12 protein-coding genes and 1 pseudogene are annotated in these 14,212 nt (G+C 58.6%); 10 read left to right on the top strand and 3 right to left on the bottom strand.

Annotated features, from left to right (window positions below; translation table 11 throughout):
• Nucleotides 1–277: 277 nt before the first annotated feature.
• Together nfo and BWI95_RS20660 are read right to left on the bottom strand one after the other, a co-directional pair.
• Entirely contained in the window at nt 278–1,138 is an 861-nt protein-coding gene (gene nfo, locus BWI95_RS20665; protein WP_054804185.1) for a deoxyribonuclease IV, read from the bottom strand.
• A 72-nt stretch (nt 1,139–1,210) separates the two neighbouring features.
• Complete coding sequence (locus BWI95_RS20660) at nt 1,211–2,260, bottom strand: YeiH family putative sulfate export transporter (RefSeq protein WP_076770166.1); 1,050 nt, start codon at nt 2,258–2,260, stop codon at nt 1,211–1,213.
• Between the two features lie 102 nt (nt 2,261–2,362).
• On the opposite strand from BWI95_RS20660, the gene yieE reads away from it, so the two are divergent.
• From yieE to cirA, 7 genes are all read left to right on the top strand, one after another.
• The gene (gene yieE, locus BWI95_RS20655) at nt 2,363–3,229 is read left to right on the top strand and encodes a DNA-binding transcriptional regulator YeiE (protein ID WP_042712342.1); all 867 of its coding nucleotides are present in this window, start codon (nt 2,363–2,365) and stop codon (nt 3,227–3,229) included.
• A gap of 154 nt (nt 3,230–3,383) precedes the next feature.
• Nucleotides 3,384–4,169: a transporter substrate-binding domain-containing protein gene (locus tag BWI95_RS20650; RefSeq protein ID WP_076770165.1), complete on the top strand. Its 786-nt coding sequence runs from the start codon at nt 3,384–3,386 to the stop codon at nt 4,167–4,169.
• Between the two features lie 3 nt (nt 4,170–4,172).
• On the top strand, nt 4,173–4,838 hold the full coding sequence (locus BWI95_RS20645) for an amino acid ABC transporter permease (protein ID WP_054804184.1): 666 nt from the start codon (nt 4,173–4,175) through the stop codon (nt 4,836–4,838).
• Entirely contained in the window at nt 4,838–5,494 is a 657-nt protein-coding gene (locus BWI95_RS20640; protein WP_076770164.1) for an amino acid ABC transporter permease, read from the top strand. The genes BWI95_RS20645 and BWI95_RS20640 overlap by 1 nt, the downstream gene beginning before the upstream one ends.
• Nucleotides 5,475–6,212, top strand: coding sequence for an amino acid ABC transporter ATP-binding protein (locus BWI95_RS20635; protein ID WP_054804183.1), 738 nt, complete (start codon nt 5,475–5,477; stop codon nt 6,210–6,212). The genes BWI95_RS20640 and BWI95_RS20635 overlap by 20 nt, the downstream gene beginning before the upstream one ends.
• A gap of 156 nt (nt 6,213–6,368) precedes the next feature.
• On the top strand, nt 6,369–7,838 hold the full coding sequence (locus BWI95_RS20630) for an amino acid permease (protein ID WP_023479655.1): 1,470 nt from the start codon (nt 6,369–6,371) through the stop codon (nt 7,836–7,838).
• 267 nt (nt 7,839–8,105) lie between these two features.
• Nucleotides 8,106–10,088 (top strand): catecholate siderophore receptor CirA, encoded by a 1,983-nt coding sequence (cirA, locus tag BWI95_RS20625; protein WP_076770163.1) that lies wholly within the window; start codon nt 8,106–8,108, stop codon nt 10,086–10,088.
• Nucleotides 10,089–10,123: 35 nt separating this feature from the next.
• Here the strand turns inward: cirA and fghA are convergent, their stop codons facing one another.
• Entirely contained in the window at nt 10,124–10,960 is an 837-nt protein-coding gene (gene fghA / locus BWI95_RS20620; protein WP_054804182.1) for an S-formylglutathione hydrolase, read from the bottom strand.
• 149 nt (nt 10,961–11,109) lie between these two features.
• Here fghA and BWI95_RS20615 point away from each other — a divergent pair.
• The 3 genes and pseudogenes from BWI95_RS20615 to yeiB all read left to right on the top strand — a co-directional run bounded on the left by BWI95_RS20615 (nt 11,110) and on the right by yeiB (nt 14,206).
• Nucleotides 11,110–12,259, top strand: a pseudogene (locus tag BWI95_RS20615) (YbfB/YjiJ family MFS transporter).
• 103 nt (nt 12,260–12,362) lie between these two features.
• On the top strand, nt 12,363–13,028 hold the full coding sequence (folE, locus tag BWI95_RS20610; protein ID WP_023479844.1) for a GTP cyclohydrolase I FolE: 666 nt from the start codon (nt 12,363–12,365) through the stop codon (nt 13,026–13,028).
• 17 nt (nt 13,029–13,045) lie between these two features.
• Entirely contained in the window at nt 13,046–14,206 is a 1,161-nt protein-coding gene (yeiB, locus tag BWI95_RS20605) for a DUF418 domain-containing protein YeiB (protein WP_054804181.1), read from the top strand.
• The last annotated feature ends 6 nt before the right edge of the window (nt 14,207–14,212 follow it).

The raw sequence follows: 14,212 nt of genomic DNA, 5'->3' as shown, positions 1-14,212 counted from the left end.
GGCCTGATAAGCGCAGCGCCACCAGGCATAACGGCATTGCCGGATGGCGGCGAACGCCTTATCCGGCCTACGGCTCGCAGGTGATTTTGCTTTTGTAGGCCTGATAAGCGCAGCGCCATCAGGCATTACACTCTTGCCGGATGGCGGCTAGCGCCTTATCCGGCCTACGGGTGGGGGATGGTTTGGTGTTGTAGGCCTGATAAGCGCAGCGCCATCAGGCATAACGGCATTGCCGGATGGCGGCATATGCCTTATCCGGCCTACGGTTCGCAGGGGATTATCCGGCGGTGGTTTCCGCGTACTGCTGCGCTTTAAGCCAGGCAATCTCTTCCACCCAGATATCCGGGTTAACGGTCTCGAGGATCAGCGGAATGCCGTCGAAGCGCGCGTCGCGCATGATCCAGCGAAACGCATCGTGGCCGATGTTGCCTTCACCGAGGCTGTGATGGCGGTCAACCCGGCTGGCAAAACCACTTTTTGCATCATTCAGGTGCATTCCGCGCAGGTATTTAAAGCCCACCACGCGGTCAAACTCGGCAAAGGTGGCGGCGGTCGCCTCTTCGCTACGCAGATCGTAACCGGCAGCAAACGCATGACAGGTATCAATGCAGACGCCAACGCGGGTTTTATCTTCAACCCCATCGATGATTGCCGCTAAATGCTCAAACCGGAAGCCGAGGTTGCTGCCCTGACCCGCGGTGTTTTCGATCACGGCGGTGACGCCTTCGGTCTGCGCCAGCGCAATGTTGATGGATTCGGCAATGCGCGCGAGACACTTCTCTTCCGGGATCTGTTGCAGGTGGCTGCCGGGGTGGAAATTGAGCAGCGTCAGCCCAAGCTGCTGACAGCGGGAAAGCTCATCAATAAACGCCTCGCGTGATTTTTCCAGCGCCTCTTCCACCGGATGACCGAGGTTAATCAGGTAGCTGTCGTGGGGCAGGATTTGCGCCGGGGAGTAGTTGTGCGTTTCGCACGCGGCTTTAAACGCATCAATCGTTTCCGTGGTTAACGGCGCGGCGCGCCATTGACGCTGATTTTTGGTAAACAGCGCGAACGCCGTTGCGTCCAGCTCGGCGGCGCGGATGGCCGCATTTGCGACGCCGCCTGAGGCGCTAACATGCGCACCAATGTATTTCATAAACACTCCTGTTGAGACCCGCCGGGGGAAAACCGACATCATAGCGGGTCTGCAGGGCAGAGATGTAGTGCTTTATGCCATCACCGTGTGAACCAGCAGATTGATAGCGCCGCCGCCGACAATCAGCCAGATAAAGAGCAGCAGCCCCATCACCAGCGGTTTCGCTCCGGCGTTTTTCAGCGCACTGATATGAGTAGTCACGCCCAGTGCTGCCATCGCCATCGCCAGCAGCAGCGTATCCAGCGTGTTGAGCATATTCACCGCTGCGGGCGGCAACAGGTGAAAGGAGTTAAATACCGCCACCGCCACAAACCCCAGGGCAAACCACGGGATCGTCACCTTGCTTTTCTCGTTACCCTCTTGCGGGCTGAGCTGTTTCACCCGCGCAGCCAGCAGCAGTAAAAAGGGAGCCAGCATCATCACGCGCAGCATTTTCGCAATTACTGCCGCGTTCTCTGCCTCCGGGCTGACGGCGTGACCGGCGGCGACCACTTGCGCCACTTCATGCACTGTCGAGCCAATCCAGATGCCATAGGTTTGTGGGCTGAACCACGGCGCAAGCAGCGGCCATAGCGCCGGGTAGATAAAGATCGCCAGCGTGCCGAAAATCACCACCGTGGCGATGGCTACGGTCACTTTGCTTGCCTCCGCTTTTACTACCGGCTCCGTTGCCAGCACCGCCGCCGCGCCGCAGATACTGCTGCCCGCGCCAATCAGCCAACTGGTTTTTTTATCCAGCCCGAAAACTTTTTGCCCCAAAAAACAGGCCAGCATAAAGGTGCTGGAGAGGGTCAGCACATCAATCAGCACGCCGCTGACGCCCACGTCAGCAATCTGCGAAAAGGTCAAACGAAAGCCATAAAGAATAATGCCGAGCCGGAGCAGATGCTGTTTGGCAAACAGCACGCCGCCGTCGCAATGGCGATGCAGTGCCGGGTAGAGCGTGTTGCCCAGCACCATGCCGAGCAGGATCGCCAGCGTTAACGCGCTCAGGCCAAGGCCAGCAACAGCGGGCAGGGAGCCCAGCCACAGCGCCGCCGCAGTAATCGCGCCGCTCAACAGCAGGCCGGGCATCACGCGCCAGACGCGCGAGTGATGAGAGTGTAATGTGATGTCGGTCATAGCCTTCTCCTCTTGTTGCTGAAAAGGGTACGGCGCGCTGGCTTAAAGGTAAAATTGATTATATATTTATAATTAATCTTTATAAGTGGTAAGCGACTCCCTATGCACATAACCCTGCGCCAGCTTGAAGTGTTTGCTGAAGTGCTGAAAAGCGGCTCCACCACCCAGGCCTCCCAGCGTCTGGCGCTGTCGCAATCTGCGGTGAGCGCCGCATTGACGGATCTGGAAGGCCAGCTTGGCGTGCAGCTGTTTGATCGCGTCGGTAAACGTCTGGTGGTGAATGAACACGGGCGGCTGCTCTATCCGCGCGCGCTGGCGGCGCTGGAGCAGGCCAGCGAAATTGAACAGCTGTTTCGCGAGGCCAATGGTGCTATCCGCGTCTTCGCCAGCAGCACCATCGGTAACTACATTCTGCCGGAGGTCATCGCCCATTACCGGCGTGATTTTCCCGAGCTGCCGCTGGAGTTAAGCGTCGGCAATAGCCAGGATGTGATCACCGCCGTGGCCGATTTTCGCGTTGATATTGGGCTTATCGAAGGGCCGTGCCATGCAGCGGAGATCATTGCTGAACCCTGGCTGGAAGATGAACTGGTGGTGTTTGCGCCGCCTTCCTCGCCGCTGTTGCAGCGGGAGGTGACGCTGGAAGCCCTTGCCGCTGCGCCGTGGATCCTGCGCGAGCGCGGCTCCGGTACCCGCGAAATCGTCGACTATCTACTGCTCTCACACCTGCCGCAGTTTCAGCTAGGCATGGAGCTTGGCAATTCAGAAGCGATTAAACATGCGGTGCGCCACGGGCTGGGCATCAGCTGCCTGTCGCGCCGTGTGATTGCCGAACAGCTGGAAACCGGCACGCTGGTGGAAGTCCCGCTGCCCTTACCCCGCCTGGTGCGTACCTTGTGGCGCATTCATCACCGCCAGAAACATCTCTCCAGCGCGTTGACCCGTTTTATTCGCTACTGCGATATCTGATTGCACCATCAGCAGGCACCTGCACCGTTTTAGGGGTGCAGGCCTCCTCCCGTTTACCCGCACTCCCGCTGAATAAGGCACTGGCTTCGTTGGCACATTAGTTGCAAAAAGTGATTCAAAGAATCTTTTGTTTCATGGGCGATGAGGTGTTGAGATGAAAAAGTGGATGATGGCGACGGCCAGTGCAGCAGTAATGATGATCTGTTCCGCCCAGGCGCTGGCGGATCAGTTGCAGGATATTCAGCAGCGCGGCGTGCTGCGCGTGGCCGTCCCGCAGGATTTCCCGCCGTTTGGCTCGGTAGGCACCGATTTGCAGCCGCAGGGCTACGATATCGACATGGCTAACTACCTGGCGAAAGGGATGAAAGTGAAGCTGCAACTGGTGCCGGTCACCAGCGCAAACCGTGTGCCCTACCTGCAAACCAACAAAGTCGATTTGGTGATCTCAAGCCTCGGTAAAAACGCCGAGCGCGAGCGGGTAATCGATTTTAGCCGCGCCTATGCGCCGTTCTTCCTCGGCGTCTTTGGTCCGAAAGACGCAACCCTTGCCGATGCGAAAGCCCTGAGCGGCAAAACCATCGGCGTCACGCGCGGCGCGGTGGAGGATATGGTGCTGAGTGATATCGCGCCAAAAGATGCCCAGGTGAAGCGCTATGAAGATAACAACACCACGCTCTCGGCCTATCTTTCCGGCCAGGTTGCCTTCCTTGCCACGGGCAACGTGGTAGTGGCGGCAATTGCCCGCCAGAACCCGCAACACGCGCCGGTAAGCAAATTTATGCTTAAAGACTCTCCCTGCTTTATCGGGCTGATGAAAAACCAGCCGGCGCTGAAGGCCGAGGTCGATAAGCTGGTCGATCAGGCGCAGAAAGAGGGCACGCTGAACAGCTTCTCGCAGAAGTGGATGCAGGCACCGCTGCCCGCAAACTTTGGCGCATAAGCGATGACGGTGACGCTTGATTTCGCCGCGCTCTGGCCCTTCTGGCCGGAACTGCTGGCCGGATTGTGGACAACCATCACCCTGACGCTGCTGGCAACGGTAGGCGGCGTCGCGCTTGGCATCCTCGGCGCGGCGCTGCGCAGCGGCAAACCGGGCGTGCTGCGCACGCTGTGGGGAATTTATGTTGAGGTGATCCGCAATACGCCGTTTGTTGTGCAGCTCTTCTTTATTGTTTTTGGTTTGCCGGGGCTGGGGCTGAAACTTACCGCCGGGCAGGCGGCGCTGCTCGCCATGCTGATTAACCTCGGCGCCTACAGCACGGAGATTATCCGCGCGGGCATTCAGGTGACGCCAAAAGGGCAGTGGGAAGCGGCGCGCGTACTTGGCCTGACAAAGGTTCAGACCTTCCTGCGCGTAGTGCTGCCGCCCGCGCTGGCGCGGATCTACCCGGCGCTGGTCAGCCAGTGCGTGATGGTAATGCTCGGCTCGTCGGTGGTGTCGCAGGTCTCTTATGAGGAGCTGACCTTTATGGCGAACCTTATTCAGTCGCGCACCTTTTTAAGTTTTGAAGTCTATTTCGTCACCACGCTGCTCTACCTCGCGCTCTCGCTGCTGATGCGCCAGGCGCTGCTGGCGATTGGGCGCAAATGGTTAGGGAGCGGAGCATAATGAGTACCTTTACCGACTGGGATATTGTGCGCAACCTGCTGCTGGCCGCCCGCTGGACGGTGCTGCTCTCGCTGATTGCCTTTTTCTGCGGCACACTGGTCACCCTACCGCTGCTAATGGTACGCCTTGGCCGCTGGCGCTGGCCGCAGCGTTTTGTCAGCGCCTATGCCGCGCTGTTTCAGGGCACGCCGCTGCTGATGCAGCTGTTCCTCGCCTTTTTTGGCCTTGGGCTGTTCGGCATTGATGTCAGCGCCTGGACTGCCGCCACGCTTGCTTTAACGCTCTTCACCAGCGCCTTTCTGCTCGATATCTGGTACGGGTCGATTCGCGCCCTGCCAAAAGGGCAGTGGGAAGCCAGCCGCTGTCTCGGGCTGAGCTTTGGTCAGACGCTGTTTCGCGTTATCGCTCCGCAGGCAATCCGCATTGCCATTGCGCCGACGGTGGGTTTTTCCGTGCAGGTGGTGAAGGGCACGGCGCTGGCGTCAATTATCGGTTTTGTCGAGCTAACCAAGGCGGGCACCATGCTGAACAACGTCACCTTTGCGCCGTTTAAGGTCTTCGGCCTCGTCGCCGCGGGCTACTTCCTGCTGTGTTATCCGCTGTCGCGCTACAGCCGCTATCTGGAGAAAAAGTTCCATGCCGCTCATGACCATTAATGATGTTCAGAAATATTATGGCGACAACCATGTGCTGAAGGGCGTAAGCCTGGATATTGAGATGGGCGAAGTGGTGTCGATTATCGGGCGCAGCGGCTCGGGCAAAAGCACCCTGTTGCGCTGCATGAACGGGCTGGAGGGCTACCAGGATGGCAGCATCAAACTCGGCGGCATGACGGTGACCGACCGTGAATCGCAGGCGCGGGAGATCAGCCGATCCGTCGGGATGGTGTTTCAGAGCTTCAACCTCTTTCCGCACATGACGGCGCTGGAAAATGTGATGCTGGCGCCGCGCCGGGTGCTGAAAATGCCAGCTGAAGCCTGCCGCGAGCTGGCGGTGGAGATGCTGGAGAAAGTCGGGCTGGGCGATCGCATCGATTATGCGCCGTCCAGCCTCTCCGGCGGTCAGCAGCAGCGCGTTGCCATTGCCCGCGCGCTGGCGATGAAGCCGAAAGTGTTGCTCTGCGATGAGATCACCTCCGCGCTCGATCCCGAGCTGGTCGGTGAAGTGCTGCGCGTGCTCGAAAAGCTTGCCGCAGAAGGGATGACGCTGATTCTGGTCACCCATGAGATGAATTTCGCCCGTGAAGTGGGCGATCGGGTGGTGTTTATGCATCAGGGCAAAGTGTGGGAGCAGGGGGCGAGTAAAACCTTCTTCAACCAGCCACGCACGCCTGAGTTACAGCAGTTTATCGCTTCGGTACGCGGTCTCGCCTGACCGCGCGTTTTCGCCTCGCAACATCCTCCATTCACTGCTTTACTTATAATTCGCGGCCAATTATGAAGGTCTCTAATAAGAGACCTTTTCCACCGGAAGGGCCGCGTTTCGTCTGCTACAATCGCGCCTCATTTTTTGGATGGATAGCTTTTTCTTATGGTTTCCGAAACAAAAACCACAGAAGCGACCACGCTTCGTCGTGCACTGAAAGCGCGTCATCTGACGATGATCGCAATTGGCGGCTCCATCGGGACCGGTCTGTTCGTCGCCTCCGGGGCGACCATCTCCTCAGCGGGGCCGGGCGGCGCGCTGCTCTCCTATATGCTGATTGGCCTGATGGTCTATTTCCTGATGACCAGCCTTGGCGAACTTGCCGCCTTTATGCCGGTTTCCGGCTCCTTTTCGACCTACGGGCAGAAATATGTGGAAGAGGGCTTCGGCTTCGCCCTCGGCTGGAACTACTGGTACAACTGGGCGGTAACCATCGCCGTTGACCTTGTCGCTTCCCAACTGGTGATGACCTGGTGGTTCCCGGATACGCCGGGCTGGATCTGGAGTGCGCTCTTCCTGGTCGTGATCTTCCTGCTTAACTACATCTCGGTGAAAGGCTTTGGCGAAGCGGAATACTGGTTTTCGCTGATCAAAGTGACCACTGTGATCATCTTTATCATCGTCGGTGTGATGATGATTGTCGGCATTTTCCAGGGGGAAAAACCGGCGGGCTGGAGCAACTGGAGTATCGGCGATGCGCCGTTTGCCGGCGGTTTCTCGGCGATGATTGGCGTGGCGATGATTGTTGGCTTCTCCTTCCAGGGCACCGAGCTTATCGGTATCGCGGCTGGTGAATCGGAAGATCCGGAGAAGAACATTCCGCGCGCGGTGCGTCAGGTCTTCTGGCGAATCCTGCTTTTTTACGTCTTCGCGATTTTGATTATCAGCCTGATCATTCCCTATACCGATCCAAGCCTGCTGCGTAACGACGTGAAAGATATCAGCGTCAGTCCGTTCACGCTGGTGTTTCAACATGCTGGCCTGCTTTCGGCGGCGGCGGTGATGAATGCGGTGATCCTGACGGCGGTACTCTCGGCGGGCAACTCGGGGATGTATGCATCGACCCGTATGCTCTACACGCTGGCCTGCGACGGTAAAGCACCGCGCATCTTCTCTAAACTGTCGAAAGGCGGCGTGCCGCGCAACGCGCTGTATGCCACCACGGTGATTGCCGGTCTCTGCTTCCTGACCTCGATGTTTGGCAACCAGACGGTCTACCTGTGGCTGCTTAACACCTCCGGTATGACGGGCTTTATCGCCTGGCTGGGCATTGCCATCAGCCACTACCGTTTCCGCCGCGGCTACGTTGCGCAGGGCCACTCGCTGGATAACCTGCCGTACCGCTCCGGTTTCTTCCCGATTGGGCCGATCTTCGCCTTTGTGCTCTGCCTGATTATTACCCTTGGGCAGAACTACCAGGCCTTCCTCGAAGACTCTATCGACTGGGGTGCGGTAACGGCGACCTATATCGGCATTCCGCTCTTCCTGGTGATCTGGCTGGGCTACAAGTTCAGCAAAGGAACGCGCTTTGTGCGCTACAGCGAGATGGAATTCCCGGAACGCTTTACCAAATAACGCCTGCTTGACGCCCTCTGCTCAGAGGGCGTTTTTTTATCCCTCTCTTCCACTTTTCCCTTCCGCTCTTTACATAACTTTAAGTTCTCGAAATTGATAATCATTCTCGTTTACATTAAGGTAAGCGCCTGAAAAGAAAGGGAACCCGGCGGAATTCACGCGCCTGATGTTTCCGCAATCAATAACGCTGCCGTCAATGTAACGGGCGCGGTTTTGCAATACGTGAGCAAATTTTTCAATCTTTTTCAGACCTCATGGAGTTACGGAATGTTTACCTTGAATCCCATTATGCGGGGAGGCCTCTGTGCGTCCGCGTTAACGCTGGCGCTGCCGGTGATGGCCGCCGCAGGGGAGGGTGAAACGCTGGTGGTGACCGCTTCGGCCAGCGAGCAGAACCTGAAAGATGCGCCCGCCAGCATCAGTGTTATCACGCAGCAGGATTTACAGCGCAGGCCGGTGCAAAACCTGAAAGATGTGCTGAAAGAGGTGCCCGGCGTGCAGCTCACCAATGAAGGGGATAACCGCAAAGGCGTCAGCCTGCGCGGGCTGAACAGCAGTTACACCCTGATCCTGATTGATGGCAAGCGCGTCAACTCGCGCAATGCCGTCTTCCGCCACAACGATTTTGACCTCAACTGGATCCCGGTAGAAGCGATTGAGCGCATTGAAGTGGTGCGCGGCCCGATGTCGTCGCTGTATGGCTCCGATGCCCTCGGCGGCGTGGTGAATATCATCACCAAAAAAATCGGCCAGCGCTGGAGCGGCTCAATTACCGCGGATACCACCATTCAGGCGCACCGCGATCGCGGCGATACGCAAAATGGACAGTTCTATACCAGCGGGCCACTGATTGACGGCGTGCTCGGGCTGAAGGCCTTTGGCGGCGTGGCGAAGCGCGAAAAAGATAGTCAGCAAGCGTCGCAAACCGCCGCCAGCGGTGAGTCACCGCGCATCGAGGGCTTTACCAGCCGCGATGGCAATGTTGAACTGGCCTGGACGCCAACCAAAGATCACGACTTTACCGCTGGTTACGGTTATGACCGCCAGGATCGCAACTCTGATTCACTCAATAAAAACCGCCTCGATCGCCAGAACTACTCGCTGGCGCACAACGGGCGCTGGGGCAGCGCTAACAGCGAGCTGCGTTTCTACGGCGAGAAGATTGATAACAAAAACCCCGGCAACGCCAGCGCTATCCGTTCGGAAAGCAACACTGTGGATGGCAAAGTAGTGCTGCCGCTGGGCGAGATTAATCAGTTAGTCACCCTTGGCGGGGAGTGGCGTCATGACAAGCTCAGCGATCCCGTTAACCTGACCGGCGGCAACAGCAGCAAAACCTCTGCTAATCAGTACGCGCTGTTTATTGAAGATGAGTGGCGCATTGTCGAGCCGCTGGCGCTGACCACCGGCATTCGCATGGATGACCATGAAACCTATGGCGATCACTGGAGCCCGCGCGCCTATCTGGTGTGGAGCGCCACCGATACCATAACGGTGAAAGGGGGCTGGGCAACGGCCTTTAAAGCGCCGTCGCTGTTGCAGCTAAGCCCCGACTGGGCGACCAACTCCTGTCGCGGCGGTTGCCGGATTGTCGGCAGCCCGGAGTTGAAACCGGAAACCAGCGAAAGCTTTGAACTGGGGCTTTACTACAGCGGCGAAGAGGGCTGGCTGGAGGGCGTTCAGGGCAGCGTTACCGCCTTCCAGAACAATATTGAGGATATGATCAATATCAGCCGCACTCGCAGCCTGACCGAGGCGCCGGGCTACCCTAACTTTGTCGGCTTTGAGCGTAACGCCCAGGGCGTGCGGGTGCCGGTATTCCGCTATTACAACGTTGATAAAGCACGTATTCAGGGCGTAGAGACGGAGGTGAAAATCCCGTTCGATGAAGCGTGGAAGCTGACCCTGAATTACACCTATAACGACGGGCGCAATCTGAGCGGCGGTGGCAATAAACCGTTGCAGGATCTGCCATTCCACACCGCTAACGGCACGCTGGACTGGCAGGCTAACGACGCGTGGTCGTTCTATGTTTCGGCGAACTACAGTGGCGAAAAACGTTCGGTGTCACAGGGCGCAACGCCGGGCGGGTATGTTATCTGGAATGCGGGCGGCGCATGGCAGGCGACGAAAAACGTCAAACTGCGCGCGGGCGTGCTCAACCTCGGCGATAAAGATCTTAGCCGGGATGACTACAGCTTTAACGAAGATGGACGTCGCTACTTTGCGGCGATTGATTACCGCTTCTGATGAGAGACCCCGGCGCGAAAACGCCGGGGTGACGCTTAGCGGAAGAGGTGCTGCGCATGGAAGCGCAGATGATCTTCAATAAACGAAGCGATAAAGAAGTAGCTGTGATCGTACCCTGGCTGAATGCGCAGGGTCAGCGGCCAGCTTTTCTGCCGCGCCACTTCTGCCAGCCGCGCCGGCTGCAATTGATCGGCGAGGAACTGATCGCTATCCCCCTGATCGATAAGGGTCGGAATGGCGTCACCGTCGCCGCTTTCCAGCATCAGCGCGCAGCTGTCCCACTCGCGCCACTGGCTGGCATCCTCACCTAAATAGGCAGTAAAGGCTTTCTGCCCCCACGGCACCTGCAGCGGGTTCACAATCGGCGCGAAGGCGGAGACGCTGGTGTAACGGCCGGGGTTTTTCAGTGCCATGATCAGCGCGCCGTGGCCGCCCATGGAGTGACCGCTGATCGCCGCCTGGGTGCTGACGTTAAACTCGCTCTGGATAAGGGCCGGGAGTTCGTCGCGCAGATAATCAAACATCCGGTAGTGCGTGGCCCACGGCTGCTGCGTGGCGTTAAGATAGAAGCCGGCCCCTTTACCCAGATCGTAGCTGTCGGCATCAGCCACCTCATCGCCGCGCGGGCTGGTGTCCGGCATCACCAGCACAATGCCCAGTTCAGAAGCGACGCGCTGCGCCCCGGCTTTGGTGGTGAAATTCTCATCATTGCAGGTCAGGCCGGAGAGCCAGTAAAGCACCGGCGGGCGCGCATCGCTACGCTGCGGCGGTAAAAAGATGCTGAACGTCATGGCGCAGTTCAGGACGCTGGAGTCGTGACGCCAGCGCTGCTGCCAGCCTTCAAAACAGCGGTGCTCTTCGAGCAATTCCATGCGGGGCTCCTCAGGTTTCACAGAGATAAACAGAGTGATAACCCTGCATAATACAGATAATTCACGCCGCTGTGAGTAACTTTCACTTCCGCACTTGCGCAACATACTGCATCATAAACATAACTTTACATTAACATTTGGAGGCGGAGATGGCGTTACGCGTCGCGCTTTGCGGTTTTATCGTACTGGTGGTGGTGATGGGTATTGGCCGCTTTGCCTTTACCCCGCAGGTGCCGTTGATGATCCGCGACGGCCAGCTCACCCTCACCAGCGCCGGGCTGGTGGCAGCCATTAACTACCTGGGTTATCTGCTCGGTGCCTGGGATGCGATGCGCGCGAAGCGGCATATCGAAGTGCGCCTGTGGCTTGGCATTGGCGGCGCGGTGCTGCTCACCTTCCTCTCTGCGCTGGCAGACAACGCGCTGCTGCATGGTGCGATTCGGCTTATTATCGGCGCGATGAGCGGCTGGGGAATGGTGCTGATTGCCGCGTGGACCAATGAGCGGCTGGCCCATGCCGGAAAGCCGGGCCTCAGCGCGGCGGTGTTTGCCGGGCCGGGCGCGGGCATCGCGTTAAGCGGATTGCTGGCGGTAGCGATTCAGGCCAAAGGCTTAAGCGCTGCGTCAGCATGGCAAGTTTATGGCGTGCTGGCGCTGCTGCTGGTGGCGCTGATTGCCCGCTACTTACCGAAGCCCGGTGAGTGGCACCGCCCGGAGGTGAAGACGCAGCCTCTGCACCTGACCACCGATCTGAAACGGCTGGTCTGGAGCTACAGCCTGGCCGGGTTTGGCTATATTCTGCCCGCTACCTTTTTGTCGCAGATGGCAGCGCTGCGCTTTCCCGGCAGCCTGTTTGCCCAGTTTGTCTGGCCGGTTTTCGGCCTCGCGGCAGTGATCGGCATTGGTCTCAGTATTCTGCTGCGCCACTGCGGGCAGAGCCATCAGCGGCTGGCGATAGTCCTCTGGTTGCAGGGCGCGGGCGTGCTGGCAGCCTGGCTTCTGCCGGGGTTGAGCGGGCTGGTGTGCGGCGCGGTGCTGGTCGGCGGCGGTTTTCTCTGCGCAGTGCAGCTTTCACTGCTCTATGGTCGCGAGCTGGCACCCTATCACGCGCGTTATATGGCGGGCCTGCTCACCACCGGCTATGCCGTCGGGCAACTGGTCGGCCCGATGACCTCTGCGCTCTCGACCTGGCTTACCGGACGCCTTGAACCGGCGCTCGGCATTGCGGCGGTTGCGCTGGTAATTGGCGGTGTTCTGGTGTGGAAACGTCGCGCCTGAAAGGCAGCGGCAATTTCAATAATTATCCCCGGCGGGCTGGATTATGTGCGCGACCTCACGCACAATGTTGCCTCACTTCGCCGCAACACGCGAAGCACGCCATACCTGCAGGAGAAGAAGAAAATATGTCATCACTCAGTAAAGAAGCGGCGCTGGTGCACGAGGCGCTGGTTGCCCGTGGTCTGGAAACCCCGCTGCGCCCCCCGGTGCAAATGGATAATGAAACCCGTAAACGCCTTATCGCCGGCCATATGACCGAGATCATGCAGCTGCTCAATCTCGATCTGAATGATGACAGCCTGATGGAAACGCCGCATCGCATCGCCAAAATGTATGTCGATGAGATCTTCTCCGGCCTCGATTACGCCAATTTCCCGAAAATCACCGTCATTGAAAATAAGATGAAGGTCGATGAGATGGTGACCGTGCGCGACATTACGCTCACCAGCACCTGCGAACACCACTTTGTCACTATCGACGGCAAAGCGACGGTGGCTTACATCCCGAAAGAGTCGGTGATTGGCCTGTCGAAAATCAACCGCATTGTGCAGTTCTTCGCCCAGCGCCCGCAGGTTCAGGAACGCCTGACCCAGCAGATCCTCACCGCGCTGCAAACCCTGCTTGGCACCAATAATGTCGCGGTATCGATTGATGCGGTCCATTATTGTGTGAAAGCGCGCGGCATTCGCGATGCGACCAGTGCGACCACCACCACCTCGCTCGGTGGCCTGTTTAAGTCGAGCCAGAACACCCGCCAGGAGTTCCTGCGCGCCGTTCGCCACACTAACTGATTGCAGGAGCCGCCGACATGGGAAGGAGCGTCACGCTCGATTTTATCCGTGGCCTCGCCATCCTCGGCATTCTGCTGCTCAATATCACCGCCTTTGGTCTGCCGAAGGCGGCCTATCTCAATCCCGCCTGGTATGGCGACATCACCCTGCATGATGCCTGGACCTGGGCGCTGCTCGACCTTTTTGCGCAGGTAAAATTTCTCTCGCTGTTCGCCATTCTCTTTGGTGCCGGGTTACAGATGCTGCTGCCACGCGGCAAGCGCTGGATCCAGTCGCGCCTGACGCTGCTGGTGCTGCTCGGTTTCATTCACGCACTCTTCTTCTGGGAAGGCGATATTCTGCTGGCTTATGGCCTGGTGGGGCTTATCGGCTGGCGAATGATTCGCGATGCGCAGAGCGTGAAAGCAATGTTTCATACCGGCGTGGTGCTCTATCTCATCGGCATTGTCGTCTTGCTGCTGCTGGGCGCCATCTCCGGTACGACGCCGAACAACTTCTGGCTGCCGGACGCCGCTAACGTGCAGTATGAAGCCTGGTGGCGCACCAGCGGCACGCTGATGGAGGGGTTGAGCAACCGCAGCGATCTCTTGTCAAACGCCTTACTGGCGCTCGGCGTGCAATATGGCTGGCAGCTGGCCGGGCTGATGTTGATTGGTGCTGCACTCATGCGCAGCGGCTGGATGAGAGGGCAGTTCCCGCTGCGCCACTACCGGCGCGTCGGCGCCGTGCTGGTGGTGACGGGAATGGCAATGAATATTCCCGCCATTGTCGCCCAGTGGCAACTGGGCTGGTCGTACCGCTGGTGCGCCTTCTTTTTGCAGGCCCCGCGCGAGCTGAGCGCACCGGTGCAGGCCATCGGCTATGCGTCACTGGCGTGGGGCTTCTGGCCGCAAATCTGCGCCAGCAAACTGGTGAGCGCAATCGCCTGCGTCGGGCGCATGGCGCTCACTAACTATCTGTTGCAAACCCTGATCTGCACCACGCTGTTTAACCATTTCGGTCTGTTTATGCGCTTTGACCGCCTGCAACTGCTGGCGATCGTCCCCGCCGTCTGGGCGGTTAATATCCTCTTCTCCGTGCTGTGGCTAAGGCGTTTCCGCCAGGGCCCCGTCGAATGGCTATGGCGACAACTGACCGCCCGTGCGGCGGGCAGCGCATTACCGCCTACAAGCAGATAACGATCT

The organism is Kosakonia cowanii JCM 10956 = DSM 18146 (assembly GCF_001975225.1).
Lineage (GTDB): Bacteria > Pseudomonadota > Gammaproteobacteria > Enterobacterales > Enterobacteriaceae > Kosakonia > Kosakonia cowanii.
This window is presented reverse-complemented; position numbering and strand designations above follow the sequence as displayed.

What these genes read in the sequence shown, in the direction of transcription:
- nfo (WP_054804185.1), bottom strand. Translation starts at nt 1,138, where the DNA reads ATGAAATACATTGGTGCGCATGTTAGCGCCTCAGGCGGCGTCGCAAAT.
- BWI95_RS20645 (WP_054804184.1), top strand. Translation starts at nt 4,173, where the DNA reads ATGACGGTGACGCTTGATTTCGCCGCGCTCTGGCCCTTCTGGCCGGAA.
- BWI95_RS20640 (WP_076770164.1), top strand. Translation starts at nt 4,838, where the DNA reads ATGAGTACCTTTACCGACTGGGATATTGTGCGCAACCTGCTGCTGGCC.
- cirA (WP_076770163.1), top strand. Translation starts at nt 8,106, where the DNA reads ATGTTTACCTTGAATCCCATTATGCGGGGAGGCCTCTGTGCGTCCGCG.
- BWI95_RS20630 (WP_023479655.1), top strand. Translation starts at nt 6,369, where the DNA reads ATGGTTTCCGAAACAAAAACCACAGAAGCGACCACGCTTCGTCGTGCA.
- fghA (WP_054804182.1), bottom strand. Translation starts at nt 10,960, where the DNA reads ATGGAATTGCTCGAAGAGCACCGCTGTTTTGAAGGCTGGCAGCAGCGC.
- yieE (WP_042712342.1), top strand. Translation starts at nt 2,363, where the DNA reads ATGCACATAACCCTGCGCCAGCTTGAAGTGTTTGCTGAAGTGCTGAAA.
- yeiB (WP_054804181.1), top strand. Translation starts at nt 13,046, where the DNA reads ATGGGAAGGAGCGTCACGCTCGATTTTATCCGTGGCCTCGCCATCCTC.
- BWI95_RS20635 (WP_054804183.1), top strand. Translation starts at nt 5,475, where the DNA reads ATGCCGCTCATGACCATTAATGATGTTCAGAAATATTATGGCGACAAC.
- BWI95_RS20650 (WP_076770165.1), top strand. Translation starts at nt 3,384, where the DNA reads ATGAAAAAGTGGATGATGGCGACGGCCAGTGCAGCAGTAATGATGATC.
- BWI95_RS20660 (WP_076770166.1), bottom strand. Translation starts at nt 2,260, where the DNA reads ATGACCGACATCACATTACACTCTCATCACTCGCGCGTCTGGCGCGTG.
- folE (WP_023479844.1), top strand. Translation starts at nt 12,363, where the DNA reads ATGTCATCACTCAGTAAAGAAGCGGCGCTGGTGCACGAGGCGCTGGTT.